At 34.3% G+C, this 26,790-nt stretch carries 29 protein-coding genes and 1 pseudogene; 15 read left to right on the forward strand and 15 right to left on the reverse strand.

Annotated elements, in window-relative coordinates; translation table 11 throughout:
- Window positions 1-4: 4 nt before the first annotated feature.
- The 5 genes and pseudogenes from FJV36_RS02730 to FJV36_RS02750 all read left to right on the forward strand — a co-directional run bounded on the left by FJV36_RS02730 (window position 5) and on the right by FJV36_RS02750 (window position 4,418).
- Window positions 5-349 carry a HopJ type III effector protein gene (locus FJV36_RS02730; RefSeq protein WP_158730212.1) on the forward strand — a complete coding sequence of 115 codons (345 nt, stop codon included), beginning with the start codon at window positions 5-7 and terminating at the stop codon, window positions 347-349.
- Window positions 350-415: 66 nt separating this feature from the next.
- Window positions 416-2,122 (forward strand): single-stranded-DNA-specific exonuclease RecJ, encoded by a 1,707-nt coding sequence (gene recJ, locus FJV36_RS02735; protein WP_158730211.1) that lies wholly within the window; start codon window positions 416-418, stop codon window positions 2,120-2,122.
- Window positions 2,123-2,127: 5 nt separating this feature from the next.
- Window positions 2,128-3,399 (forward strand): MFS transporter, encoded by a 1,272-nt coding sequence (locus FJV36_RS02740; protein ID WP_158730210.1) that lies wholly within the window; start codon window positions 2,128-2,130, stop codon window positions 3,397-3,399.
- Window positions 3,400-3,541: 142 nt separating this feature from the next.
- The gene (locus tag FJV36_RS02745; protein ID WP_158730209.1) at window positions 3,542-3,898 is read left to right on the forward strand and encodes a hypothetical protein; all 357 of its coding nucleotides are present in this window, start codon (window positions 3,542-3,544) and stop codon (window positions 3,896-3,898) included.
- A gap of 214 nt (window positions 3,899-4,112) precedes the next feature.
- Window positions 4,113-4,418 (forward strand): annotated as a pseudogene (locus tag FJV36_RS02750) (YbjQ family protein).
- 120 nt (window positions 4,419-4,538) lie between these two features.
- Here the strand turns inward: FJV36_RS02750 and frr are convergent.
- From frr to FJV36_RS02765, 3 genes are all read right to left on the reverse strand, one after another.
- Window positions 4,539-5,102: a ribosome recycling factor gene (gene frr / locus FJV36_RS02755; RefSeq protein ID WP_144894208.1), complete on the reverse strand. Its 564-nt coding sequence runs from the start codon at window positions 5,100-5,102 to the stop codon at window positions 4,539-4,541.
- 72 nt (window positions 5,103-5,174) lie between these two features.
- The gene (gene pyrH, locus FJV36_RS02760) at window positions 5,175-5,882 is read right to left on the reverse strand and encodes a UMP kinase (RefSeq protein WP_158730208.1); all 708 of its coding nucleotides are present in this window, start codon (window positions 5,880-5,882) and stop codon (window positions 5,175-5,177) included.
- A gap of 67 nt (window positions 5,883-5,949) precedes the next feature.
- On the reverse strand, window positions 5,950-6,729 hold the full coding sequence (locus FJV36_RS02765; protein ID WP_158730207.1) for a patatin-like phospholipase family protein: 780 nt from the start codon (window positions 6,727-6,729) through the stop codon (window positions 5,950-5,952).
- 107 nt (window positions 6,730-6,836) lie between these two features.
- Between FJV36_RS02765 and FJV36_RS02770 the strand changes: the two genes are divergently transcribed.
- Window positions 6,837-7,451 carry a thioredoxin family protein gene (locus FJV36_RS02770; RefSeq protein ID WP_158730206.1) on the forward strand — a complete coding sequence of 205 codons (615 nt, stop codon included), beginning with the start codon at window positions 6,837-6,839 and terminating at the stop codon, window positions 7,449-7,451.
- A 377-nt stretch (window positions 7,452-7,828) separates the two neighbouring features.
- Here FJV36_RS02770 and FJV36_RS02775 read toward each other — a convergent pair whose 3' ends face one another.
- Genes FJV36_RS02775 through FJV36_RS02795 form a run of 5 tightly spaced genes read right to left on the reverse strand, consistent with a single transcriptional unit; the run spans window position 7,829 to window position 11,050 of the window.
- The gene (locus FJV36_RS02775; RefSeq protein WP_233264613.1) at window positions 7,829-8,350 is read right to left on the reverse strand and encodes a hypothetical protein; all 522 of its coding nucleotides are present in this window, start codon (window positions 8,348-8,350) and stop codon (window positions 7,829-7,831) included.
- The gene (gene truB, locus FJV36_RS02780; RefSeq protein ID WP_158730205.1) at window positions 8,351-9,055 is read right to left on the reverse strand and encodes a tRNA pseudouridine(55) synthase TruB; all 705 of its coding nucleotides are present in this window, start codon (window positions 9,053-9,055) and stop codon (window positions 8,351-8,353) included. It lies immediately after the preceding gene.
- A gap of 6 nt (window positions 9,056-9,061) precedes the next feature.
- Window positions 9,062-9,871 carry an undecaprenyl-diphosphate phosphatase gene (locus FJV36_RS02785; RefSeq protein WP_158730204.1) on the reverse strand — a complete coding sequence of 270 codons (810 nt, stop codon included), beginning with the start codon at window positions 9,869-9,871 and terminating at the stop codon, window positions 9,062-9,064.
- The gene (locus FJV36_RS02790) at window positions 9,872-10,114 is read right to left on the reverse strand and encodes a DUF3098 domain-containing protein (RefSeq protein ID WP_158730203.1); all 243 of its coding nucleotides are present in this window, start codon (window positions 10,112-10,114) and stop codon (window positions 9,872-9,874) included. It abuts the gene before it with no gap.
- A 60-nt stretch (window positions 10,115-10,174) separates the two neighbouring features.
- Window positions 10,175-11,050, reverse strand: a complete 876-nt coding sequence (locus FJV36_RS02795; RefSeq protein ID WP_158730202.1) for an ABC transporter permease — start codon at window positions 11,048-11,050, stop codon at window positions 10,175-10,177.
- A 219-nt stretch (window positions 11,051-11,269) separates the two neighbouring features.
- On the opposite strand from FJV36_RS02795, the gene FJV36_RS02800 reads away from it, so the two are divergent.
- From FJV36_RS02800 to FJV36_RS02820, 5 genes are all read left to right on the forward strand, one after another.
- On the forward strand, window positions 11,270-14,377 hold the full coding sequence (locus tag FJV36_RS02800) for a leucine--tRNA ligase (RefSeq protein WP_158730201.1): 3,108 nt from the start codon (window positions 11,270-11,272) through the stop codon (window positions 14,375-14,377).
- Window positions 14,378-14,557: 180 nt separating this feature from the next.
- Window positions 14,558-15,409: an alpha/beta fold hydrolase gene (locus tag FJV36_RS02805; protein ID WP_158730200.1), complete on the forward strand. Its 852-nt coding sequence runs from the start codon at window positions 14,558-14,560 to the stop codon at window positions 15,407-15,409.
- Window positions 15,409-15,879, forward strand: a complete 471-nt coding sequence (locus FJV36_RS02810; RefSeq protein ID WP_158730199.1) for an RNA polymerase sigma factor — start codon at window positions 15,409-15,411, stop codon at window positions 15,877-15,879. The genes FJV36_RS02805 and FJV36_RS02810 overlap by 1 nt, the downstream gene beginning before the upstream one ends.
- Window positions 15,869-16,459, forward strand: a complete 591-nt coding sequence (locus tag FJV36_RS02815; RefSeq protein WP_158730198.1) for a hypothetical protein — start codon at window positions 15,869-15,871, stop codon at window positions 16,457-16,459. The genes FJV36_RS02810 and FJV36_RS02815 overlap by 11 nt, the downstream gene beginning before the upstream one ends.
- 183 nt (window positions 16,460-16,642) lie before the next feature.
- Complete coding sequence (locus tag FJV36_RS02820; RefSeq protein WP_158730403.1) at window positions 16,643-17,329, forward strand: zinc metallopeptidase; 687 nt, start codon at window positions 16,643-16,645, stop codon at window positions 17,327-17,329.
- Window positions 17,330-17,480: 151 nt separating this feature from the next.
- Here FJV36_RS02820 and FJV36_RS02825 read toward each other — a convergent pair whose 3' ends face one another.
- The 3 genes from FJV36_RS02825 to FJV36_RS02835 form a co-directional block, all read right to left on the reverse strand.
- Window positions 17,481-17,951, reverse strand: a complete 471-nt coding sequence (locus FJV36_RS02825) for an Lrp/AsnC family transcriptional regulator (RefSeq protein ID WP_158730197.1) — start codon at window positions 17,949-17,951, stop codon at window positions 17,481-17,483.
- 156 nt (window positions 17,952-18,107) lie between these two features.
- A complete protein-coding gene (locus FJV36_RS02830; RefSeq protein ID WP_158730196.1) occupies window positions 18,108-18,857 on the reverse strand; it encodes a uroporphyrinogen-III synthase in 750 nt (249 codons plus the stop codon).
- Window positions 18,858-18,869: 12 nt separating this feature from the next.
- On the reverse strand, window positions 18,870-19,541 hold the full coding sequence (locus FJV36_RS02835) for a DUF4271 domain-containing protein (protein ID WP_158730195.1): 672 nt from the start codon (window positions 19,539-19,541) through the stop codon (window positions 18,870-18,872).
- A 105-nt stretch (window positions 19,542-19,646) separates the two neighbouring features.
- Between FJV36_RS02835 and FJV36_RS02840 the strand changes: the two genes are divergently transcribed.
- From FJV36_RS02840 to FJV36_RS02850, 3 genes are read left to right on the forward strand one after another with little or no spacing between them, the layout of a single operon-like run.
- Entirely contained in the window at window positions 19,647-20,372 is a 726-nt protein-coding gene (locus FJV36_RS02840; RefSeq protein WP_158730194.1) for a polyprenol monophosphomannose synthase, read from the forward strand.
- A 9-nt stretch (window positions 20,373-20,381) separates the two neighbouring features.
- On the forward strand, window positions 20,382-21,725 hold the full coding sequence (locus FJV36_RS02845) for a dihydroorotase (RefSeq protein ID WP_158730193.1): 1,344 nt from the start codon (window positions 20,382-20,384) through the stop codon (window positions 21,723-21,725).
- Between the two features lie 5 nt (window positions 21,726-21,730).
- Window positions 21,731-22,153 carry a DUF4296 domain-containing protein gene (locus tag FJV36_RS02850; RefSeq protein WP_158730192.1) on the forward strand — a complete coding sequence of 141 codons (423 nt, stop codon included), beginning with the start codon at window positions 21,731-21,733 and terminating at the stop codon, window positions 22,151-22,153.
- Here FJV36_RS02850 and FJV36_RS02855 read toward each other — a convergent pair.
- Window positions 22,150-23,175 (reverse strand): NAD-dependent epimerase/dehydratase family protein, encoded by a 1,026-nt coding sequence (locus FJV36_RS02855; protein WP_158730191.1) that lies wholly within the window; start codon window positions 23,173-23,175, stop codon window positions 22,150-22,152. The two genes, FJV36_RS02850 and FJV36_RS02855, sit on opposite strands and share 4 nt — an antisense overlap.
- A gap of 198 nt (window positions 23,176-23,373) precedes the next feature.
- Between FJV36_RS02855 and tyrS the strand changes: the two genes are divergently transcribed.
- Entirely contained in the window at window positions 23,374-24,666 is a 1,293-nt protein-coding gene (tyrS, locus tag FJV36_RS02860; RefSeq protein WP_158730190.1) for a tyrosine--tRNA ligase, read from the forward strand.
- Between the two features lie 80 nt (window positions 24,667-24,746).
- Here tyrS and FJV36_RS02865 read toward each other — a convergent pair whose 3' ends face one another.
- Genes FJV36_RS02865 through FJV36_RS16305 form a run of 3 tightly spaced genes read right to left on the reverse strand, consistent with a single transcriptional unit; the run spans window position 24,747 to window position 26,751 of the window.
- The gene (locus FJV36_RS02865; RefSeq protein ID WP_158730189.1) at window positions 24,747-25,478 is read right to left on the reverse strand and encodes a hypothetical protein; all 732 of its coding nucleotides are present in this window, start codon (window positions 25,476-25,478) and stop codon (window positions 24,747-24,749) included.
- Window positions 25,451-26,317 carry an IS3 family transposase gene (locus tag FJV36_RS02870; RefSeq protein WP_199250875.1) on the reverse strand — a complete coding sequence of 289 codons (867 nt, stop codon included), beginning with the start codon at window positions 26,315-26,317 and terminating at the stop codon, window positions 25,451-25,453. Before FJV36_RS02870 ends, FJV36_RS02865 begins: the two co-directional genes overlap by 28 nt.
- Window positions 26,317-26,751, reverse strand: a complete 435-nt coding sequence (locus FJV36_RS16305) for a helix-turn-helix domain-containing protein (RefSeq protein ID WP_158728780.1) — start codon at window positions 26,749-26,751, stop codon at window positions 26,317-26,319. The genes FJV36_RS02870 and FJV36_RS16305 overlap by 1 nt, the downstream gene beginning before the upstream one ends.
- Between the last annotated feature and the right edge of the window lie 39 nt (window positions 26,752-26,790).

Consider the following 26,790-nt stretch of genomic DNA (forward strand, 5'->3'; position numbering starts at 1 on the left):
GATTATGACAATCAACACTTTTTTAGAAAAATTAAATACAACGCCAGAATCAATCTTATTTGCAGATACCATTGCAGTTATTGAGCAACATTATGATTTTGAACCTACAGCTTTTGAGAATGGGACCCAACACAATGCTGCTGGTGAAAACTCAGGATCTTGTAAAATATTTGCTTTTGCAGAAATGCAGGAGCTAACTCCAGAAGCAACTTTAGCTTGCTTTGGCGCTTACTATTTTGAAGATGTTTTAGGAAATCCTGACGGGACTGATCATCAAAACATTCGCAATTTTATGAAAACGGGCAGGGACGGTATCGCTTTTTACGGCAGTGCTTTAACGTTGAAATAAAACAGCTAAACTACCCTTTCGATACTACTTCATATCGAAATTTCAAATTTATAATTTAACATCAATATGCGTTGGACTCTTAAACCAAATCCACCTGAGGAGACTGTGAAACATTTGGCGAAAGCCTTAAATGTAGAAGACTTTGTGGCGACTTTATTAGTGCAACGTGGCATCACCACTTTTGAGGAAGCTAGAGCTTTTTTTCGTCCAAGTTTAGACAATTTACACGATCCATTTTTGATGAAAGACATGGATAAAGCAGTGTCTCGTATTGAAACAGCGATTGAAAATGGTGAAAATATTTTGGTTTTTGGTGATTATGATGTAGATGGCACTACTGCTGTTTCGCTAGTATCATCGTATTTAAAAACGTATTATCCCAATGTGGCTACCTATATTCCTGATCGCTATGATGAGGGTTATGGAGTATCATTTAAAGGTATTGATTTTGCTGATGACAATGAATTTACCTTAATTATTGCATTAGATTGTGGTATAAAATCCATAGATCATGTCAATTATGCTAAAGCAAAAAATATTGATTTTATCATTTGTGACCACCACAGACCAGGTGATTCTTTGCCTGATGCAGTTGCAATTTTGGATCCAAAACGTGACGATTGTACCTATCCGTATGACGAGTTGTGTGGTTGCGGAATAGGTTTTAAGCTCATTCAAGCATTAGGCAGTAACCGAGAGCAAAGTATTACTGATTTGATTCCGTACTTGGATCTAGTAGCAGCAGCTATTGCGGCCGACATTGTTCCTATGACTGGTGAAAATAGAGTCTTGGCATACTTTGGCTTACAGGTTATCAACAGTGATCCAAGACCAGGAATTAAAGCAATTATTCATCAAATAAAAAAACAAACATTGGACATTACCGATGTAGTTTTTATCATTGCACCTAGAATTAATGCCGCAGGTCGCATTAAACATGGCAACCACGCTGTGGAATTGTTAACCGAATTTGATTTTGAACAAGCACAACAATTTGCCTCCGAAATCGAATCCTACAATGTGGAACGTAAGGATTTAGACAAATTAATTACCAAAGAAGCACTGCAACAAATTGAGAATAAAGGGGAACAAGAACGTTTTACGTCGGTTGTTTTTCAAGAAGATTGGCACAAAGGTGTGATTGGAATCGTTGCTTCTCGATTGATAGAAACTTACTACCGTCCGACACTTGTTTTTACTAAAAGTGGCGATAAGTACGCTGCTTCGGCTCGGTCTGTAAAAGGATTTGATGTATACAATGCACTTGAATCTTGTGCTGAACATTTGGAACAATTTGGAGGTCACATGTATGCAGCAGGCATGACATTACTTCCAGAAAAATATCAGGAATTTAAAGATGCTTTCGAAAAAGAAGTTAAAAATACGATTCATCCTGATTTGTTGACACCAGAGATTGCTGTTGATGCCGAAATTAATTTTACAGATATTACGCCAAAACTTATTCGAATACTGAAACAATTTGAACCTTTTGGGCCACAAAATATGACCCCTATTTTCCTAACCCAAAACATTAAAGACACAGGCTATGGGAAAACAATGGGACAAGAAGACGATCATCTAAAACTTTTTGTAAAACAATCCCGAAGCTTCGGAACCGAAGGTTTGGCAGCTATTGGGTTTAATTTAGGAAACAAAATCGAACTAACTGCACATCAAAAACCTTTTCAAGCCGTGTATTGTATTGATGAAAATGAGTGGAACGGCAAAGTAAGTTTGCAATTGCGTCTAAGAGATATTAAAGCACAAAATTAGAATCGATGAAACAAAATGATCCGTACTCCGCATTACGCTACAGAGAATTTAATATTTTTTTATTACTACGTTTTGCGATGGTTTTTGGCTGGTCTATGCAGTTTATCGTCATAGAATGGGAAGTTTATAGTTTGACTAAAAGTCCCTTATCATTGGGTATAATAGGTTTAATGGAGGTTATTCCAGCAGTAGGAATGGCCTTATTTGCGGGTCATATTGTAGATCAAAAGGAGAAAAAAGGATTGCTGTTTAAATGTATATTAGGTTTTGCAATCATCAGTTTGGGGTTATTTTTATTGACGTGGCCTCCTTTTATAAAAGATTTTGCAACCCAAACTATTTTATATTCTATCTACTTTTGTGTGTTTTTAGGTGGATTAGTCCGAGCTTTTCTGGGACCAACCATATTCTCTCTTTTGGCTTTGATTGTTCCTAAAAAAGTGTATCCAAATGCGGCTACATGGAGCAGTTCCGTTTGGCAAATCAGTTCGGTTTTAGGGCCTGCAGTAGCGGGTTTCTCTATCAATTGGATTGGCGTTCATTGGTCTATGTGTATTGTTTTAGGCTGTTCGCTTTTTGCGTTACTGGCTTTGACTCAAATTGGTATCAAGCCTATTTTGAATCCAAAAATTGGTGAGCCTGTTATGGAAAGTTTAAAAGAAGGTGTCAAATTTGTGTTCAATAACAAGACTATTTTAGGAGCTTTGTCGCTGGATATGATTGCTGTTCTTTTTGGTGGTGCTGTAGCTCTTTTACCAATTTTTGCGCAAGATATTTTAAAAGTAGGACCGCAGGGCTTTGGTGTTTTGAGAGCCGCACCCGCTGTTGGCGCTTTTTTAATGTTGATTATCTCAGCATACATTCCTTTTACAAAAAATGCGGGAATGAAATTATTGGTAGCCATTTTTGCGTTTGGAATTTGCATCATTGTTTTTGGACTATCCTCTATTTTTTGGTTGTCTGTTGCCGCGTTATTTTTAAGTGGTGTTTTTGATGGATTTTCAGTAGTGATACGTCAAACCATTCTCCAACTGAAAACTCCTGATCACATGCGCGGTCGTGTAGCGGCTGTAAATTCAATTTTTGTAGGTTCATCAAACGAATTAGGTGCTTTTGAAAGCGGCTTAACTGCGAAACTGATGGGAACTGTGAGCGCAGTGGTCTTTGGCGGAAGCATGACTTTAATTACTGTTCTCTTGACAGGTATTGTATCGCCAACTTTTAGAAAATTAGACCTGCAACAAGATGTTGAAGATCATGAAAAAAGCGAAGAATAATTTTTTTTGAAATGAGTACCTCATAGTCATTACTTAAAAGACGATTCCCATTATCATTCTCAAACTATTTTATGTCTTTTTTAGCTTTTATTATTTAGAATAAATATAAATAATACGTATTTTTGTGTCAAACGGAATACAGATGCAAGAAATAAAACAGATATATCGAAATAATTTAGGCAGCGCTTTTTACTGGAAAAAAGACAATGCAGTTCTATGGGACAAAGTCCAACTGATTTTTAGAGAAACGGGATTTTATTTTACCCCACAAGAATTGCAGCTATTTAAGTGCTGTATTGACGAGAGTTACATCCAAAATAACTGTTGCGCCTCTTGCGAACTAAAAAAAAAATGCCATAAGTTTTTGTTGAAAACACCTTGTTCTCAAATTGATTTGGCCGTTTCTATGGAGGAATTAAATGCTGTTAAAGATTTAGTAGAAGGAACTTTGTTTAAAATAAAGTTAGAATATTATCTTTTTGGAGAAGGAATGAATTGATGTTTTCTAATAAGTTTCAATCCTACTTGTAGAGACAAAGCTGAAGTAATTCTATTGCAATGATGCATTCCTTTTACAATTGTAACGTCATAAAATCTAAGTTAACTGTGGTATTTTAGTCTGCTAATATAAATTAGAACTTTATCAGATGGTATTGCGTAACATGAGTATGAAATTGTAGTCTAATGAAGAAACCAACTTAAACCTTATAATTATGATTTTAACGACAACTAATTCTATTGAAGATTACAAAATATTAGAGTATAACGGCATAGTGTCAGGTACAGCCATCAACATGCAAAAAATGGGTCTAACTTTTAGCATGTAAAAATATTATGACGGGATCAGTGAAAGTATAGCAGAAGTAAGAGAGAAGGCATTTGCCAACCTAAAAATAAATGCCGAAAAAATGAACGCTAATGCAGTGGTAGGAATTCAAGTGGATGTAGAGCTGAAAAGCGGAGAAGGATTAATCACTGTAATGATAACTGGAACAGCAGTGAGTGTTGTAAAGCGCTAGGTTATTGCTTCTTCTCTAAACTAGTTTAGCATTAAATATATCGAACTACTAGTTAGTAAAAGCCACAAAAAAACCGCCTTGTTATGAACAAGGCGGTTTTGTAGTATTTACAAATCAGGTTTACACCTTCATGATTTCGGCTTCTTTAACCACTAATAGTTCATCAATTTTCTTGATGTACGTATTAGTTAAGTTTTGAACTTCTTCCTCGGCACTTTTACAAATGTCTTCTGAGGTACCGTCTTTTTCTAATTTTTTGATGTCGGTATTGGCATCTTTTCGCGCATTACGAATTCCTATTTTTGCATCTTCGGCCTCTGATTTTGCTTGTTTGGCTAAATCTCTACGACGATCTTCTGTCAAGGGTGGAACACTTATAATGATAACATCACCGTTGTTCATTGGGTTAAACCCAAGATTAGCAATCATAATTGCTTTTTCAATAGGGTGTAACATGTTTTTTTCAAAGGGTTGTAACGTAATAGTTCTAGCATCAGGAACACTGATTTTTGATACTTGAGATAATGGTGTTGCTGATCCGTAATAATCCACAAAAACACTCCCTAACATAGCAGGTGACGCCTTTCCGGCACGAATGTTTAAGAATTCTTTTTCTAAATGAGCAATAGATCCTATCATGGATTCTTGTGTACTATCTAATATAAAATCAATTTCTTCAGTCATAATTTTAGTTTTCAGTTTTCAGTCTCAGCGTACGGTTTTGCTATTGCAGCAGTTGTTCCTTGTGACTGTCTATTATATATTAACTACGGTTCCTATATTGTCTCCTTCGCAAATTTTGAGCAAGTTCCCTACTTTGTTCATGTCAAAAACTACAATAGGTAATTTATTTTCTTGGCTTAGTGTAAAAGCCGTTGTGTCCATTACATTCAATCCTTTTTTCAATACATCTTCAAAAGAAATAAAATCAAATTTTACTGCTGATGCATTCTTCTCAGGGTCACAATCATAAACACCATCAACACGAGTTCCTTTAAGTATGACATCAGCATTGATTTCAATTCCTCTTAAAACAGCAGCGGTATCTGTTGTGAAATACGGGTTTCCTGTTCCAGCTCCAAAAATTACAATTCTACCTTTTTCAAGATGTCTGTCGGCTCTTCTCTTAATGTAAGGCTCTGCAATGGATTCCATTTTTAAGGCAGTTTGCAAACGGGTTTTCATTCCTTTTTCTTCAAGAGCGCCTTGTAATGCCATTCCGTTTATTACCGTTGCTAGCATTCCCATGTAATCTCCTTGTACTCTGTCCATTCCTGCACTTGCACCAGCTACTCCTCTAAAAATGTTTCCACCACCTATTACAATGGCAATTTCTACTCCTTTGTTATGAATTTGCTTGATTTCGTCAGCATATTCAGCGAGTCTTTTTGGGTCAATTCCGTATTGTAAGTCGCCCATTAAAGCTTCCCCACTTAATTTCAGTAGAATTCTTTTGTATTTCATGTGTGTGTTGCGTTGATTGGTGCAAATATAGAATTTTCTTTTTTTTTAAAATAATCTTGATTGTAATTTATAAACTAAGTTTTTCAAAGGATTTTTTTGCGGCTTGGTAGCCAATATTAAATACTTGATCCATCTTTATTTTATTGGTTTCAAAAGTGCTGTAAAGGCATAAATCCTTTGGTTCAATTACCCAATCACACATATTAAATTTATGAATGTTTGAGTTAGCCGAAAGAATGTCAAAGGCGCGTGTAGTAACAGCTTTAATAGAGCGTAAATCTTTAGCTTCAATTTTTTGAATGGGACTCACGTAAATACCAATGATAGTTTCGCATTGTCCTTGTAAAATATCTGTAGGGAAATGGTTAAGGATTCCGCCATCACTATAAATATTGCCATCAATTTCATATGGGGATAAGATACCAGGAAATGCAGATGAGGCCAATATGGCATCTACAATCTTTGTACTTGGTCCAAAAATTTTGAGCTTGCCTCTTACCATATCAGTGGCTGTAATTTGTACAGGAATTTTCAGGTCACCTATTGTGGCATCTTTAAAAATAGATTCAAAATAAACTCTAAATGACTCTGAGTCTATTAATCCCGCTTTTTTAAAAGTTAAGTGTTTCCAATGAAAAAGATAAATAGATTTAAAAAATTCTAAAATCTCTTCGGGTGTTTTGCCCCAGGCATAGAGTGCTCCCACAATAGATCCTGCACTGGTACCGGCAACTTGGCTGGGTTTTATTTTTTGCTCTTCCAGAAATTTTATAACACCTGCGTGTGCTAATCCTTTTGAACCTCCTCCCGAAAGAACAAGTCCTATTGATTGTGTTTTGAGATCCATATTCACTATTTGTGCTAAAATTACTCTTTTTTAGCTACAAGAGAATGACATATATCAATTTATACCATCATTTTTTATGGTAGCTTTGTAAAAACAAATTAAATATCATGAAAATTCCTGTAGCCAAAGCCTTGTTCAATAGCTTTTCATATACTGAATATAGAAAAAGAATTACCGATTTATTGTTAGAAAAAAAATCTACAGGACTGGTACAGTCTATAGATTTAACACATTATAGTGATCTCAATGAAACCCGCATGAAACGGCTTGACAAAACAATAACCTTAGCTCCTTCAACAGTGCAAATGTTACAATCTTTGCAAGAAGAATATATCTGGTTGGTTATTTCTGAGGGTTGGTGTGGCGATGCTGCTCAGCTTTTACCCATATATCATAAAATGGCAGCCGAAACAGATAAGATTGATTTAAAGATTGTTTTAAGAGATGAGAACCTGGAATTAATGGATCATTTCTTAACCAATAAGGCTAGGTCAATACCTATTTTAGTGATTATTAAAAAAAATACGGGTGGTGTATTAGGGCATTGGGGACCAAGACCTCAAGCAGCAACAGATCTAGTTTTAGAGTACAAAAAAGAGTTTGGTGTAATAGATGAAACTCTAAAAACAAATTTGCAACTTTGGTACCACCATGATAAAGGAATATCCACCCAAATGGAATTGATGACCTTAATGAGTGATATTGATAAAAGAATATTCTAGTTTAAAAAAAGAAGAACAGCATGCTCTAAGTCAAATAAAAAAGATTTGAAAAGTTTTTGTTTTTTTTAGTTTTAAATTCAAAAACAATTGTAACTTGCTCATTGCTAACCAAGTCTACTTTTTAGTTTGCTTTTTTTATAGGTGTTTGTCTGTTGTATAACAATTAAAAACATTATTATGAAAAAATTATTAGAAAGGGTTTATGATTACCTATCTTTTTTACTTTTTGGTGGAAAAGGAGCGACTAATTATTAACTAATGACGGTGACCTTTATTACAACTAAGTTTATAACTATTGGTCTTAAAAAATTAAAACACATGATAAAACAAAAAAGTTTTTTTCATGTGTTTTTGCTTTTTTACAGTACTGCGCTACTTTAAAATGTAAGCAACGCCAGTCCTAAACTAATGCTCACAGTTTCTTTTTGATTTTTAAAAGCTATGTCATAATGGCTCATTTCTATAAAAAGAACCAAATCTTCATCAGTTTGAATGCCTAAGCTTATTTTTTTGTAAGTACCATTTAATGTTCCTCTGCCAAGAGCAGTTCCTTTTCCTAATCCAAGTTGTAATGCAATACGAGTTTCATCACTAATGTTTGGACTCAATCTAAGATTAGCAAAAACGGGTACTAGAACAATTTTTTCAGACCATGTCCAGTCTATTCCAGAGTGTATTCCTAGTGCTATCCATTTCTTAGGTTCTAAACCAATGCCTATTTTACTGTTAATACCATCTGGCAGAAACCAGCTATTATTAGATTGTTGATTGTTGTTTTTCGATCCATTGTTTTGATTGCCTTTAATGGGTATGGAAACATCAAATTGAATGAAGGAACGTGTTTTGTTTTGGGAAAAAGCAAAAAAAGGAAACAATAATAAAATAATGAATAACCTCATTTAAAGGGTATTTGAGATGAGACTTTCTTCAAAATCAAGAACGTTAATGCCGTTTTTCACATCATAATCACCTATTTTTGTGCGTCTTAAGACCGTTAGGTGAGAGCCAGATTGCATGGCTTTTCCAAAATCAAACGCTAAAGAACGAATATAAGTTCCCTTGCTACAAACTACTCTAAAATCTATCTCAGGAAGAGCAATTCGGGTAATTTCAAATTCGTGTATGGTAGTTTTACGGCTTGCAATTTCAATACTTTCTCCTGCACGGGCATGCTCATACAAGCGTACACCATCTTTTTTTATTGCCGAAAAAATAGGAGGTATTTGATCAATTTCGCCAAGAAATTGCTTTACCGTCTCATGAATTAATTCTTCGTTGATATGAGAAATAGGGAAGGTTTGATCAATTTCTGTTTCTAAATCATATGATGGCGTTGTGGCCCCTATGTAAAAAGTTCCCGTATATTCTTTGGCTTGACCTTGAAGTTCTGTAATTCGTTTGGTGAATTTTCCGGTACAAACTAATAATAAACCACTTGCTAATGGATCTAAGGTTCCAGCATGGCCAATTTTGAATTTTTTTGGCAAACCTACTTTGTTGATCAAAGCATATTTAAGCTTATTTACCGCTTGAAAAGAAGTAAAATGCAATGGTTTGTCAATCAATAAAATTTGCCCCTCTAGGTATTCATCAGCTGTTTTCAATAGGAATTATTTTATATAAGAAAAGTAAATTAGTAAAAACACACCCACAATAATACGGTACCATCCCCAAGGTTTAAATCCATATTTTTTTATAATTTCAATAAAAAATTTTATGGCAATCACAGCAACAACGAAGGCTACCACATTACCTATAAGGAAGAGCTGAATGTTTTGATCTGATTTCAAAATGAGTTCGTAACCTTTCATTTGTGAGCTCTCGTATGTCTTTAAAAAAACAGAGTAGCAAGTCACAGCCATCATGGTAGGAACCGCTAGAAAAAATGAAAATTCTGCAGCAGCATGACGGGATAAACCTTGCTGCATTCCACCTATAATTGATGCTGCAGATCTGCTAGTTCCTGGCATCATAGCCAAGCATTGCCAGAAACCTATGGTTACCGCTTTTTTTATAGAAATGTCCTCTTCTTTTAAAACCGTTGGGTTTTGAAAATAGTTGTCAATAAAAAGTAAAACAACACCGCCTAAAATAAGAACAATCGCAATTGGAATAGGATTTCCTAAGATGGCTTCTATTTTATCATCAAATAGTTTCCCCAAGACAAGCGCAGGTATTACGGCGCAAACCAGTTTGAGGTAAAAACTAACTTTAGAAAAATCAAAGAATTTTTTCCAATACAATGCTACTACAGCCAATATGGCTCCAAATTGTATAGAAACTTGAAACAGTTTTACAAAATCGTCTTCTTGTATTCCAAAATAAGAACTCAAAAAAACCATGTGAGCTGTTGACGAAACCGGTAGATACTCTGTTAAACCCTCAATAATAGCTATTAAAAAAGCTTGTAATGTATTCATTTATGCTTTTTTTGGATTTTTTAAAATAGCATAAATGGTTACCCCAAAACCTATTAAAACAGTTGTTGGAGCTAATCTAATTCTTCTAAAATTGAAGATATCTTCATTAAAAACAGTTGGATCTTCGCTTCCTCCACCGGACATAAGGATAAAACCTAAAGCAATAACTCCTATACCTACTAATAAGATTTTATAATTTATTTTATCAAAAAGGAATTCTGATTTCGTGTCGTTATTTTTCATTTTTATGCTGTTGTTATTTACTTAACTCTGTAACTGAGAACTGCTACTGAACGCTGAATACTAATAAAGATCGTCAGTTCTTAAATTTAAAAATCGTTGTGTAGCAAAATAAGTGCTTAACCACGTTATAATAATTCCAACGGCTAGGACACCTAACAATACCATAAAGATTGACCCTTTATCATTAAAAATACCTAAAAGTGGAAAATTAGTATTGATGTAGAACAGTACTCCAAGTAATGCAAAAATCGCTAGTCCAGCTCCAATCATTCCTAGTTTAATACTACGCGTTACAAATGGTTTTCGGATAAAAGATTTTGTAGCACCCACCATTTGCATTGTTTTAATGATGAATCGGTTAGAGTGTATGGATAAACGCAAAGAGCTGTTAATTAATAAAACGGCAATAACGGCAAGAAAACTACTTACGATCAAGATCCACATACTTACTTTTTTGATGTTGTCATTCACTAAATTAACAAGTTGCTTGTCATATACAATATCAGATATCATAGCATTTTTCCTAAGATCAGATTCTATTTTTACGATGCTATCTTTTACTACGTAGTCTCCTTTTAAATGAATATCATAGGAGTTTTGCAATGGATTTTCGCCTAGAAAAGTCATGAAATCTTCGCCTATAATATCAGTATGTTCTTTTGCAGCGTCTTCCTTACTTACATATTTGTACGTTTTTACAAAAGGGCTCCCTTTTAATTGTGTGCCAAATTGTTTTACAAAAGTATCATTAGCTTCGTTTTTAAAAAAAACAGTCATAGCAATGTTTTCTTTAAAATCATTGGCTAATTTTTTTGAATTAATGATAAATAATCCTAAGATTCCTAGCAGAAATAAGACTAAAAATACACTTAATACTACTGAAAAATAAGAGGAAATTAAACGGCGTTTTTGAAAATTATCAAATGAAGAGCTCATAGTTTATTGAAATTATTGGGTAAAAATAATAAAGAAATTCTTTATTTAAAGTTAATAACGCTCAAAGTTTTAACTTTCGTACAATAAACGTAAATTTGGCACCTAAAAATAGTCATGGCAATAAAACTTAGAACCTTTGTTACTCAGTTGCTCAGAACCTTATAAAAATGACTTGAGTTTACGAGAGCATGACTCAATTAAAAAACAATAAAAAAAGGAATGAAATACAATCCCAACGAAATTGATGCCAAATGGCAAAAATACTGGCAAGAAAACCAAACATTCAAAGCCGAAAACAACGCTGATAAGCCTAAATATTACGTTCTTGACATGTTTCCTTATCCATCTGGAGCGGGCTTACACGTAGGGCATCCGCTAGGGTATATTGCCTCTGATGTGTTTGCTAGATATAAAAGACACCAAGGTTTTAATGTATTGCATCCTATGGGTTACGACAGTTTTGGGTTGCCTGCTGAGCAATACGCCATTCAAACCGGTCAGCGTCCAGAAGATACTACTCGTGTGAACATTGACGGTGGTGTGGATAAAGAAGGAAACCAAATTGCGGGTTACAGAAAGCAATTAGATAAAATAGGATTCTCTTTTGATTGGAGTCGCGAAGTGCGTACTTCAAATCCAGATTATTACAAGCATACACAATGGATTTTTATTCAATTGTTCAACTCTTGGTACAATAAAAACAGCGATAAAGCGGAAGATATTTCAACCCTAACTACCTTGTTTGAAAAAGAAGGAAATGCAACTGTCAATGCAGTTTGCGATGAAAATATAGATCTTTTTTCAGCAAGTGAATGGAACGCTTTCGCAAAAGAGACTCAGGAGAGAATTTTACTGCAATACAGATTGACGTATTTAGCAGAGACGGAAGTAAATTGGTGCCCTGGTTTAGGAACGGTTTTGGCCAATGATGAAATTGTAAATGGTGTTTCAGAACGTGGTGGTTTTACAGTGGTGCGCAAGAAAATGACCCAATGGAGCATGCGAATTTCGGCTTATGCGGAACGTTTGTTGCAAGGTTTGAATGATATCGATTGGAGCGAAAGCATCAAGGAAAGTCAAAGAAACTGGATTGGTAAAAGTGTAGGAGCGACGGTAGAATTTAACGTTCAAAATTCGGAAGCTAAAATTGCGGTTTTCACCACCAGACCCGACACTATTTTTGGAGTTACGTTTATGACCTTGGCTCCGGAACACAAATTGGTTTCTCAAATTACCACTGCGGAACAAAAAGCAGAAATAGATGCTTATATCGAAAAAACGTCAAAACGTTCTGAGCGTGAGCGTATGGCCGATGTAAAAACCATTTCAGGAGTATTTACAGGAGCTTTTGCAGAACATCCTTTTACGAAAGAACCAATTCCGGTTTGGATTGGCGATTATGTTTTGGCAGGATACGGGACAGGCGCAGTTATGGCGGTTCCTTGTGGCGATGAGAGAGATTATGCTTTTGCGAATTTCTTCAAAGGGCAAAACGGAATGCCAGCCATCAAAAATATCTTTGATCAAGACATTTCTGAAGCGGCTTATGGAGCCAAAGAAGGGTTTCAATTGGTCGAATCTGATTTTTTAAATGGATTAGATTATAAAAAAGGAACTCAAAAAGTTATTGAGGAATTAGAAAAAATAAATCAAGGAAAAGGGAAAATCAATTACCGTTTGCGTGATGCAGTTTTCTCTCGCCAGCGTTATTGGGGAGAGCCTTTCCCGGTGTATTATGTAAATGGCTTGCCGCAAATGATTGATGCGCAACATTTGCCAATCATTTTACCTGAAGTTGAGAAATATTTACCAACCGAAGACGGTTTGCCACCTTTAGGAAATGCGGCAGTTTGGGCTTGGGACAGTGTAAACAACAAAGTGGTCGAAACGAGTTTGGTTGATGATACAACTGTTTTTCCTCTTGAATTGAACACCATGCCAGGTTGGGCAGGAAGTTCATACTATTGGATGCGTTATATGGATGCGCATAACGAAACTGAATTTGCAAGCCAAGAAGCGCTAGCCTATTGGGAAAGCGTAGATTTATACATTGGCGGAAGCGAACACGCAACCGGTCACTTGTTGTATTCTCGTTTTTGGAATAAATTCCTAAAAGACAAAGGTTTTGCGCCTACCGAAGAACCGTTCAAAAAATTGATCAATCAAGGGATGATTTTGGGAACAAGTGCATTTATCTTTAGATTGGAAGTGAAATTAATAGTTGAATATTCTATAACTGAAGAGTCTAAAAAGTTTATAGTTGCTAATAATCTTGCAGCAGGTACGCAAGCTACTCAAGAAGTTCGAATGTCAACTAAGTATTTTTTCTCCAAAAATAAAATGGAGGAGTATCGATTTGGGACTTTTGAAGATCTTCCAGATGAAATAAAGATTTTTTTAAAGGAATTAATGGACATTCATATCGAAGATTCACCTGAAGGTTCTTTGGAGACTTTAAAATACAAACGGGATATAAAAATTTCAAATATTTCGTTTTCTCCTATTCATGTTGATGTTTCGTTAGTTAATTCTTCAGATGAGCTAGATGTAGAAAATTACGATAAGAGTCCAACTAGAAAGATAAATGCTGGAGGAATATATGTTAAAGATGAAAATGGTAAATTCATTGTAGGCCGCGAGGTTGAAAAAATGTCGAAATCCAAATACAATGTGGTGACTCCAGATGCTATTTGTGAAGAATACGGAGCCGATACCTTGCGTTTGTATGAAATGTTCTTAGGGCCATTAGAACAAGCGAAACCTTGGAACACAGCAGGAATTTCGGGAGTTTTTGGATTCTTGAAAAAATTATGGCGTTTGTATTTCGATGAAAATGGTTTGATTGTTACCAATGATGCACCAACGAAAGACAACTTAAAATCATTGCACAAAACCATCAAGAAAGTAGCTGAGGATATTGAAGGATTCTCTTTCAATACTTCGGTTTCACAGTTTATGATTTGTGTGAACGAATTGTCAGCACAAAATTGTCATTCTCGTTATATCTTAGAACCTTTAGCAATTGTGATTTCGCCTTACGCGCCGCACATTGCCGAAGAATTATGGTCTTTGCTAGGTCATGAAGGCTCGATAGCAGCAGTTTCTTTCCCAGTTTTTGATCCAAAACATTTGGTAGAAAGTGAGAAAGAATATCCAGTTTCTTTCAACGGAAAAATGCGTTTTACCATGGTTTTACCTTTGGATTTAACCGCAGCACAAATTGAGGAAATCGTTATGAAAGACGAAAGAACCATCAAGCAACTAGACGGTAAAACACCAAACAAGGTGATTATTGTTCCAGGAAAAATAATTAACTTGGTGGGATAGCCTATCAATTTCAATATTTAAAATTCCAAATTCTAATTTCACAATTGGGTTTGGAATTTTTTTTTAGTTTTATAACCACATGTAGCAGTTTAAATATTTTTTTAATTTTTTGTAACATTTTAATAGTTCTCGTATCCAAGAGGCGGATCCATTTTATGAACACTTTAAAAAACTATAAAAATGAAAAAGTATATATTAATTATTGGTGCTATTATGTTATCTGTATTGTTTTGTACTGTTTTTGGACAAACAAAATCATATCCGTTTGAGGTTATAAAATCAGGAAAAGGTAAAAAAAGTATAGTGTTTATTCCAGGATTTGCAAGCTCTGGAGCAGTGTGGAACGAAACAAAAGCTAATTTTGAAAATGAGTACACTTGTTACACCTTAACAATGGCTGGCTTTGCGGGCGTTAAACCAGAAATAAATGCTAATTTTAAAAACTGGGAATCAGCAATTGCAAGCTACATTCAGGATCAAAAAATAGAGAGACCTATTATTGTAGGACACAGTATGGGTGGCGGACTTGCACTTGCCATTGCGGCGGACTATTCAGAGTTGATAGATAAAATTGTAGTAGTTGATGCGCTACCTTGTCTTGCGGCTTTTGGCAATCCTATGTTTAAATCACAAGAAAACACCAATTGCACGCCAATGAAAAATCAAATTACTACAATGTCTGAAGATGCTTTTTATCAAATGCAAAAAAGAGGCATTGGTACACTGATGACTAATGTTTCTAAGCAAGAATTGGTGATAAGCTGGAGTGTAAAATCAGATAGAAATACTTTTTGTGATATGTATTGCGATTTTTCTAACACTGATTTAAGAGATAAGATTGCAGCCATAAAATGTCCTACATTAATATTGTTACAATCTTCTTTTTACAATTCTAAACCAGTTATTGAAGCACAATATAAAAATCTTAAAACTGCTCAATTAGCGTATGCAAATAAAGGGCTTCATTTTATTATGTATGATGATAAAGAGTGGTATGAAGCACAATTAAACTCATTTATACGATCTAGATAATGGAGTTTGAAGTAATTTATAAAACCTATTGGGACAAGATTTTTCGATTGTGCATGGGATATGTCAATGATTATGACTTGGCACAAGATTTAGCACAAGAAACATTTATTCTAGTTTGGCAAAAATTAGAAAGTTTTAGAAATGAATCTTCTGTTGGTACTTGGATATTTAGGATTGCGACAAACAATTGCTTACGCCAAATAGAAAAAGAAAAGCGATTTCCTAAAAGAGAACTTCCAGTGCATATTTCTCAAGAAAAAAGCGTGTCTATAGAGCCGCAAATACAATTTTTATATAAGTGTATTGCAGCGCTACCTGAGATTGACAGAATTATAATTTCTCTAGAGTTAGAAGATGTGAAACAAGCTGAAATTGCTACAATTGTAGGGCTCTCTGAAGCTAATATTAGAGTTAAAATTCATAGAATAAAAGAAAAACTCACTCAAAAATTCAAACAAAATGGGCAGTAGTATAGATTTTAAAGATTTATGGAGTAAGCAAACCGTGAGTCCGCCAGATATTAATGAGTTGTTAGTAAAACTCAAGCAATTTAAGAACAAAGGCATCAGAAAATTAATTCTTACCAGTATTTTGCTAGTGGCTACCATAGGTTTTGTTGCCTTTATTTGGTACATATTTCAACCACAGCTAATAACTACAAAAATAGGGATTACACTTACCATTCTTGCTATGTTGGTATTTATGTTTTTTTATAGCAAGCTTGCAGTGAGTTACAAGGCAATTGATGGGCAACAAAGCAATACGGAATATTTACAAAATTTAATTGCTATTCAAGTGAAGCAAAAGTTTTTGCAATCTCGCGTTTTGAGTTTGTATTTTATTTTGTTAGGGACAGGAATTTGTTTGTACTTGTATGAATATGCGCTTAAAATGCCATTGTATATAGCTATTGCCACATATTTTGTAACGCTTTCCTGGTTTGCCTTGAACTGGTTTTACTTAAGACCTAAACAAGTAAAAAAAGAGCGAGACAAAATAAATGATTTGATTTCCAAGTTTGAAGTGTTGACTAAGCAGTTTGAGGATTAAAAAGTATCAAAAAAAGAAGCTTCAGATGAGGTGGCTTAGTGCTAATTTCTTATGTACAGCATTTGCAGGTTTGTGGATATAATGAAATGTTTATTTTTCAATGCCAATTTGACATTAACAAAAAATGGTGCAGAATTTGCTATTTCTTTAGTAACTTTAATAAAAAATCTAAAAAACAAAGATATGGGAATGGGTTATTTAATTCTAGCAGGAGCAATAATGCTTTTTAGCTGGTTAGTTAGTTCAAGACTTAAAAGCAAATTTGAACACTACTCAAAATTACATTTGCAAAACGGAATGACAGGTGCCGAAATTGCCGAGAAAATGTTAGCGGACAATGGTATTCGTGACGTAAGAGTGATTTCAACCCCTGGACGTTTGACGGATCACTACAATCCTGCTGATAAAACAGTTAATTTAAGCGAGGCCGTGTACAACCAGCGCAATGCAGCTGCTGCTGCCGTAGCTGCGCATGAGTGTGGACACGCAGTGCAACATGCAGTGGGGTATGAGTGGCTTACCATGAGATCTAAACTTGTTCCTGTTGTAAACGTAGCCTCTAGTTATATGCAATGGATTTTACTAGCTGGAATCTTAATGATCAAGACTTTTCCGGGATTGTTATTAGTGGGAATTATTATTTTTGCGGCAACAACTTTATTTTCAATAGTTACTTTGCCAGTAGAATATGATGCAAGTAATCGTGCTTTGGCTTGGTTAGAAAATAAAAGAATGCTTACGCCTCAAGAACAGGCTGGAGCCAAAGATTCTTTAAAATGGGCTGCCAGAACGTATGTTGTAGCCGCTTTAGGTTCTATAGCAACTTTACTGTATTATATCTCGATTTACATGGGCGGTAGAAGAGACTAATTCTCTAATTTTCTAAGGATTAATTATCAAATCCAAATTCCAATCTTATGGAGTTTGGATTTTTTATTTCTTACTTCTTATATCTCACTTCTCACTTCTCACATTTCACTTTTCACACTTCTCACATTTAACTTTTCACAACTCACTTTCCTCAAAGTTGTATTTGTCGATCTATTTGCTGGTCTAGTGAAATAAACGTTTCAGTTCTAGAAACGCCTTCAATAGCTTGAATTTTTGTATTTAGGAGCTGCATCAAATGTTCATTATCTCGGCATATAATTTTAATTAAAATAGACCAATTTCCGGTAGTGTAATGGCATTCTAAAACTTCTGGAATTTTTTTTAGATCGCGAACGGCTTCAGCGTTCCTAGCAGCCTTGTCTAGATAAACGCCTACAAAAGCCATAGTATTGTAGCCTAATACTTTGTTGTTTACAGTAAATTTCGATCCTGAAATCACGCCAGATTGCTCTAGTTTTCGCAAGCGTTGGTGAATTGCAGCTCCTGAAATCCCTATTTTATTCGCAATTTGAAGAATTGGTTTTCGGGCATCCTCCATTAGATCGCGTAAAATTTCTTTGTCGATACCATCGATTTCTACTACTAGTGAATTTATCTTCATAGCTTATAAATTTAAATAGGATAATGATATTTTGTTATTATCGAAAACCAAATTTACAATAATAAGTAGCATTAGTAACATTAAGTAAAGAAATGTAGTGATATAAAAAAAGCCATTCGGATTGCGAATGGCTTTAATATGTATGTTATAAAAAAATTATTTTGCTTTATTAGCTTCGGTAATGTATTTTTCTAAAGCCATAGTCATAGAAGGTGTTGCTGGTGTTGGTGCAAGAATGTCTACTCTTAAACCATGATCTAGTGCTTCTTTTTGAGTTGTACTTCCAAAAACTGCTATGCGTGTATTGTTTTGCTCAAAATCAGGAAAATTCATAAACAATGATTTTATCCCAGTAGGACTGAAAAAAGCCAGTACGTCATAATATACATCAGCAAGATCAGATAAGTCGCTCATTACAGTTTTGTAAAAAACACCAGGAGTCCAGTCAACCTTTAAAGCATTTAGCGTTATTGGTGCATCAGCATTCAATTGATCCGAGGCTGGTAGTAAAAACTTTTCGTCTTTGTATTTTTTTATCAGCGGAGATAAATCAGCAAAGTCTTTTGGTCCTACGTAAATTTTGCGCTTACGGTACACTACGTATTTTTGAAGGTAAAAAGCAATAGCTTCAGATTGACAAAAGTACTTTAATCCTTCGGGGACTTTGTAGCGCATTTCGTCAGCAACTCTAAAAAAATGATCTACCGCATTTTTACTTGTTAAAATAATTGCGGTGTAGTGGTTAAGATCAATTTTTTGTAGTCGAATCTCTTTAGCGTTTACTCCTTCTACATGAATAAAAGGTCTGAAATCAATTTTTACTTTGTGCTTTTGTTGAAGTTCAAAGTAAGGGGAATTTTCCACTTTAGGCTCGGGTTGTGACACCAAAATTGTTTTCACTTTCATATTTAGCGTTTTCTAAGCAATCCCTTTTGTAAACCAATAATACATAAAATAATAGGGTGCTATTTCAAAGGCGCAAAGATATAAAATAAAATAAAACAACTTACTGAATATTATATTTTGATAATTTTTTATTGAAATCAAATAAGTTAGTGTATTAGCTATCAATACAGTAGCTATTACTGCAAGTGGAATATTTCTTGAAATTGTATCGTAATAGAATAAAATAATGTTAATTGGGAGTATAAAGAGTCCTATGTAAGTTCTATAAGTAACTTTTTGAAGATTAAACTGCTCCATGAATTCCTCTATGTTGAATGATGTAGCAATGATTTTTTCAATAAGGTATTTTGATAGAATAAAAAATATCAAAAAAGTAACAATTTGGATGTATAAAATCCAATCTGTTTTTGATGCATAACCAAATTGGTTTAATGCAATCTGGATAAAAAAGGCAAATGAAATTATTTGTACAAAGAATAGTGCAATTGTAAAACTACTTTTTAAATGACTGCTATCTCTATATACTTTAATGTATTTATTAGAAAAAATAAGATTGGCAAACTCACCAAATCTATTTTCAAATACTGATTTAGTGATTGCTATTATAGCAAAAGAAAGAACAAATAGCGCAGTAGCCCAATCTTTGTTCTCAATGATTCTCGGATGAAGTACGTTTTCAATCATAGCGTTGCAAAATTACTAATTTTTATATCATTCTTTTTATTATAATTTTATTAAGGATGAAATGGCATAAAATGGTTACTTTTGCACTGAATTTAGTTGAAAAAAATGAATGATTGTATAGTTATAATCCCTACCTATAACGAAATTGAAAACATTGAAAGTATCATAAGAGCTGCGCTATCACAGCACAAGCTTTTTCATGTTTTAATAATTGATGACAACTCTCCAGATCATACTGCGGATAAAGTTATGCTTCTCCAAAAAGAGTTTGAAGGACGCTTGTTTCTTGAAAAAAGAGAAAAAAAATCAGGGTTGGGTACAGCCTATGTGCACGGATTTAAATGGGCATTGCGGCATGAATATGAATTCATTTTTGAGATGGATGCTGATTTCTCTCACGATCCAAAAGATTTAGAAAAACTCTATAGCGCTTGCCATTTTGGCGATGCTGATTTAGCCATTGGTTCTCGTTATGCAACTGGTGTAAATGTGGTGAACTGGCCGTTAAGTAGGGTGTTATTGTCTTATTTTGCATCAGTATATGTGCGCTTGGTTACTGGAATGAAAATTCATGATGCCACCGCAGGTTTTGTTTGCTATAAAAGGAAAGTTCTTGAAGAAATCAATTTAGATAAAATTCGTTTCGTGGGCTACGCTTTTCAAATAGAAATGAAATACCGTACCTATTGCAAAAAATTTGAGATTGTTGAGGTTCCTATTATCTTTACAGACCGAACGAAAGGACAATCTAAGATGAGTAATTCCATCATTGTTGAAGCCGTATTTGGTGTAATTGCTTTGCGATTAAAAAAAATGATAAACACACTATAAAAACAGAATATGAATAAGATTTTAATTAAGAACGCCAAAATTGTAAATGAAGGGGTAGTTTTTGAAGGAGATGTGTTAATTGAAAATGAAATCATTGTTGAAATAGCCGAAAGTATTAGCGCTAAATCTTCTGATTGTAAAATTATTGATGCCGAAGGAAATTTTTTAATTCCGGGAGCAATTGATGATCAAGTACATTTTAGAGAACCAGGACTTACGCATAAGGGCGATATAGAATCAGAGTCTAGGGCAGCTGTAGCAGGCGGAATTACCAGTTATATTGAACAACCTAATACAGTACCTAATGCTATAACTCAAGAAATATTAGAACAAAAATATGTTTTGGCTTCCCAAAAGTCTTTTGCCAATTATTCATTTATGATGGGCGGTACTAATGATAATTTGGAAGAGATTTTAAAAACAGATCCACGACATGTAGCGGGTTTGAAATTATTTTTGGGGTCTTCAACAGGAGACATGTTAGTAGATAGTTCGGCAGCATTAGAAAAAATATTTTCTTCTACTAAACTTTTAATTGCTGTACATAGCGAAGACGAAACAACGGTTAAAGAAAATTTAGAAAAGTACAAATTAATATATGGCGATGCTATTCCCGTAGCATGTCATCCCGAAATTAGATCGGTAGAGGCCTGCTACAAATCTACAGAACGTATCGTTAAATTAGCTCAAAAAACAGGCGCTAGATTACATGTTTTTCATTTATCAACGGCTAAAGAGCTTGAGTTTTTTACCAATAAAATACCATTAGAAGACAAGAAAATTACAGCCGAAGTTTGTATTCATCATCTGTGGTTCTCTGATGAGGATTATGCAACTAAAGGGAATTTAATAAAGTGGAATCCAGCAGTAAAAAGCGATACTGACCGCAAGGCATTATGGCAGGCACTTCTTGATGACCGCATCGATGTGATTGCTACAGATCATGCTCCACATACACTTGAGGAGAAACAACAGTCTAGTTACTTAAAAGCTCCCTCTGGTGGGCCATTAGTGCAACACGCAGTAGTAGCCATGTTTGAAGCACATCATCAAGGTAAAATTAGCGTGGAGAAAATTGTTGAGAAAATGTGTCATAATCCTGCTAAGATTTTTCAAATTCACAAAAGAGGCTTTATCAAAGTAGGTTATTTTGCCGATTTAGTTATTGTAAATACAGGTTTGCCTTGGAGTGTTAAAAAAGAAAATATTTTGGCTAAATGTGGTTGGTCTCCTTTTGAAGGATTTACATTTAAATCCAGAATTACGCACACTTTTGTAAATGGACAATTGGTTTACAACGCATTCAAGGTAAAGGACATTCGCGCAGGAAAACGTTTAGAATTTGAAAGATAATTATCATGGTTAAACATTATATCTCCGTAATATGTTTTCTTTTTTTATTGAGTTGTAAAGATCATAATGGCATTCCCGAACCTGAAAAGCTCATAGAGAAAGATGTTATGGTGGATATCATGTATGATTTGTCAGTTTTAGAGGCCATAAAATACCAAAACCCGGCCTCTTTAGATTCTTTTAAAATCAATGCAAGTGCTTTTATTTTTAAAAAGTATAAGGTAGATAGTGTACAGTATATAAAAAACACACAGTACTACGCCGCTGATGATGAGGTCTACAAAACTATGTATGAAAAAGTAATAAAACGTTTAGAAGCGAATGTTAAAAAAGCAGAGACTCAAGCTAAACTAGATGATAAGAAAGCTAAGGCTAAAAAAAATAAAATTAATCCAGTTGCTACCACAAAGTCGGAGATCGTAAATTAAACTTTTTTCACTGGTTTAATAGTAGATTGTAAATAGGGTTTTACAGTTGTAAAATTAAAATTGAGTTGCTGTTTAATTTTATGGTTTGAATAGGTGTTTTGAGTGTATGTTGCCTTTGCAGTAATCTTAGATAGCTTTCTTTTAGTTCTAAAAACAACAGATGATAACCAGTCTAAACGCCATAAAATTTCCATTAAAAAAGGACTAGCGTGTGTGTTTGGTCTTTTTACATGCAGCGCATCGGCCATAGTATTGAGTATTTCTTGAAAAACAATATTTTCAGCAATAACAATAAAGCGTTCGTTTTTTATATTGCTTTCCATAAGACTCATGGCTATTTGTACAACATCTGTAACAGCAACAAATCCAGAGGTGCCTTTTGTATAATATTTTAGTCCTTTTTTTACTTGAGTTAATAATTGGCCACTTCCTTGTTCCCAATCTTTGTGATCTAGTACAGGTCCCAGAATAACTCCCGGATTAATAATTATAACATCTAAACCTTCTTGGTGGCCGCGCCACACTTCCATCTCGGCACCGTATTTAGAAATGGCATAGTCACTGTGGTTTTGTTCTGGGTTCCACTCTGTTTCTTCTGAAATGTATTTTTCGTGGGGTAACAAATCACCAAGAGTTGCTATTGAACTTATAAAGCACAATTTTTCTATACCATAAGCAATGCAAAAGTTCACCACGTTTGCGGTTCCTTCAATATTTATTTTCCGGAGTTTATTTTCGTCCTTTGGATCAAATGATATTATAGCAGCACAATGGTAAACAGTTTTAATATTTTGAAAAGCAATTTCTAAAGATGGTACATCGGTTATATCTGCAGGAACCCATTCAATTTGCTGCAAGAGGAACTCTTTTTTGTAAAAGGCAAATAAGGATTTTGTTTTCTCGATTGATGCAATATTTCGATAAATAGCACGTATGGTACTGCTTTCATTATTTTGATTTTCAATCAAATGAATCAATAAATGTGCGCCTACTAAACCGGTTGCTCCTGTAACTAAAATCATATCGTAAAAGTAATAAAATCAACGCCAAGGACAATGCCATTTTTCAGCCAAATTAGAAATCTGAATGTGATTTTTGAAACTATTTTTTGTGTTTAAATTAGAAATTAGTGTTGAAATTGCCATTGCCATTGAAATTCTTATCTTTGTAATCACCAAGCCATGTTGGCTGAACCGAAGAAAGTAAATTGATTAATAAAGATGAAGAATTTTATTGAAGAAGTAACTTGGAGAGGAATGCTCCACGATGTTATGCCGGGCACAGAAGAACATTTGATGGAACAAATGCGCGTGGCATATGTGGGAATTGACCCAACTGCCGATTCATTGCATATAGGACATTTAGTGGGCGTAATGTTATTGAAACATTTTCAACTTGCAGGACACAAACCTCTTGCATTAGTAGGTGGTGCAACAGGAATGATTGGTGATCCATCTGGTAAATCTAATGAAAGAAATTTATTAGACGAAGCTACTTTGCGTCACAATCAAGAAGCCATAAAAGGACAATTGGCTCGTTTTCTAGATTTTACTTCGTCTGCGCCAAATGCTGCTGAACTAGTAAATAATTACGACTGGATGAAGAATTTTTCTTTTCTAGATTTTATTCGTGATGTAGGGAAACATATCACTGTTAATTATATGATGGCAAAGGATTCTGTGAAAAAACGTTTGTCATCAGAAGCTGCTGAAGGAATGTCGTTCACGGAGTTTACCTACCAATTGGTTCAGGGGTATGACTTTTTGCATTTGTACAGAGAAAAGAGCTGTACGTTACAAATGGGAGGTAGTGACCAGTGGGGAAATATCACTACAGGAACCGAATTAGTGCGTAGAATTGCTAGCGGAAAAGCCTATGCATTAACTTGTCCGTTGATTACAAAAGCAGATGGAACCAAGTTTGGAAAATCCGAAGGTGGTAATATTTGGTTGGATTCGGTTAGAACTTCTCCATATAAATTTTACCAATATTGGTTGAATACCTCAGATGTGGATGCGGAGAAATACATTAAGATTTTTACTTTTTTATCGAAAGAAGATATCGATGTGTTAACTGAAAAACATAAAGAAGCGCCACACATACGTTTGTTACAAAAACGTTTGGCCGAAGAAATTACCGTGATGGTACATTCAGCTGATGTTTTAGAAAATGCGATTAAAGCATCGAATATTTTGTTCGGAAATTCTACTTCAGATGATTTAAAACAATTGGATCAAGCCACATTTTTAGATGTTTTTGACGGAGTTCCTCAGGCAGAAATCAGCAGAAACGAAATCGAAGCGGGAATCAATATTGTTGACGTTTTAAACGAAAAAGCAGGATTTCTAAAATCGAATGGTGAAGCAAGACGAGCTCTAACAGCTAATTCTATTTCTGTAAACCGTGAAAAAGTTACTGAAGAATTTGTGCTTTCTAGCAAAGACTTAATCAACAATCAATTTGTATTGTTGCAAAGCGGAAAGAAAAATTATTTTGTAGTGAGAGTTGTTTAAGGAGATAAACAAATTATTCTCTATTCTAATTATAAAAAATTCCCAATAACTCAATGAGTTGTTGGGAATTTTTATGTGGTTTAATCTCTAAAATTGATTTCTACTTTGTTAGTGTATATCCATCCTGTACCGATTGTGGGGTCATTAAGTATGATTTTTAAGTCTTCAGGGAGGAGAGTTGAGGCTAGTTCTTCTTTGTTAAAATACAAAAACAAATCAAGATAATGAGTGGTTTTTTGATCTAAAAAATATTCATTGTCTTCAAATTTGTGATACCGATTTTTATCCCAAGACAATGTTGCAGAAAAGTTTTTTGTTTCATTAGGTTGAAATTTGATGATACTTTCTATGATTTTTTTACTCTTTTTAATCTTTAATTCTTTTTGCTGTATCAGTAAATAATTAGCTAAACCTTTGCGATTATTTTCTAGGTCTTGCATTATTTTTTTAAGTACTACATCACTTTTTTTAGAATCGAATACAGTATTCGTTTCTATCATGTTTTTTTCTTGAAACAGCCTGTAAGAGGGAATCCAAGACGAACCGTTGAACATGTTAGATCGTAACTCTTTAGTATTTAAAACTATTGAAATAAGATTTTTTGTTTTGTTTTGGATGTGGTAATGTACCGTAAATATACGTTCGCTAGTAGAAGGATCTTGGTCTGTTATGGAGTCTATTTGAACTTCGATATCTGTGTTTTGTGCATTGGTACATAAACCAATGAATAAAAAAATGACTAGTCCTAAATAATCGATACAGATTATTAAACAAAAATAATTAATTAAACACTTGCTGGATCGTTCTTGCAAGTGTTTTTTCTTTTATAGGTTCTCATCTTAATTTTACTTTGCTGATGCATTTGATTTGGTGTTAGCATATAATTGGAGTAATGAGGTCTTTTTTGATTATAGATTTCAATAGCATCTTTAACCAACAACTTCATAATTGGAAGGTCTTTGTTGAATTTATCAATATCAAATTCTTGTTTTAAAATACCATTTATTCTTTCTGCTACTGCATTTTCATAAGGATCTGAGTTTTGTGTCATGCTACACTTTATAAGGCTTTTCTTGAGTAGTTTTTGATAATCATTTGCACAATATTGCACTCCTCTGTCGGAATGATGTATTAATGATAAATTCTTGTCCTTTCTTAGTTTTATTGCGTTTTCCAATGCTATTAAGCTACTTTCTGTATTCATATTATCAGCTACATTAAACCCCATTATTTTTTTAGAATAAGCATCAGTTACCAAACTTAAGTAACACGGATTTTCTCTTTTTCCAATATAGGTTATGTCTGAAACCCAAACTTGTTCCGGACGTTTTATTTCTAGTTCCAGAATCTGATTTTGATGTTTTCTAAAGCGATGATGCGAGTTGGTTGTAATATGATACGAACGCTTTGGAACAATCAATAAATGATTAGCTCTTAGGATACTGATAAATTTATCTCTTCCGACTTTTAGTTGCTTTAATTCGTTATTTAAAAGAAAATAGAGTTTTTTTGCTCCAATCCTAGGCATCGTCTGCCTGATTGTTATAACCATAGCAACTATCTTAGAAGCCTTGGATTGTCTTGCTTCTCTTCTTTTTATTTTTCGATAATAAACCTGTCTGTCTATCCCGAACAAAGTACAGGTAAACATTACTGTCTCTTGTTGCTCTTGTTTGAATTGGTCGATTGTTCGGGTGATGAGTTTTTTCTGATGTCAATTTGATATTCTTTTTCTGCAATATCAATCATTTTATCAAAGATGATAGCTTTCTTATCCGATACATAAGCTTCTCTCTCTAGCAATGCTTTCTGCTTTTCTAACAACATAACTTGTGCTTCAAGTTCCATTATTCTTTGTTCAGGTGATTTTGGCATATTTGATGGTGTTTGATTATCCCAATCAAAGTTACCAAATTTCCGGAGCCATTGCACAATTGTCGAGCGTGACTGAATACCGTAAACTTTTTTGACTTGCGAAATAGACATCTTTCCCTGCTCTATGTCTTGTACAATCTGTAATTTAAAAGACATCGTGTAGTCTTTTTGGGTACGCTTTAAGTAGCGTGATTCTTGAGGATTTTCCATAAGGATACTTTTTGTGTATCGCTATTTTAGGACGGGACA

This window comes from Flavobacterium sp. I-STPP5a (assembly GCF_009764685.1).
Lineage (GTDB): Bacteria > Bacteroidota > Bacteroidia > Flavobacteriales > Flavobacteriaceae > Flavobacterium.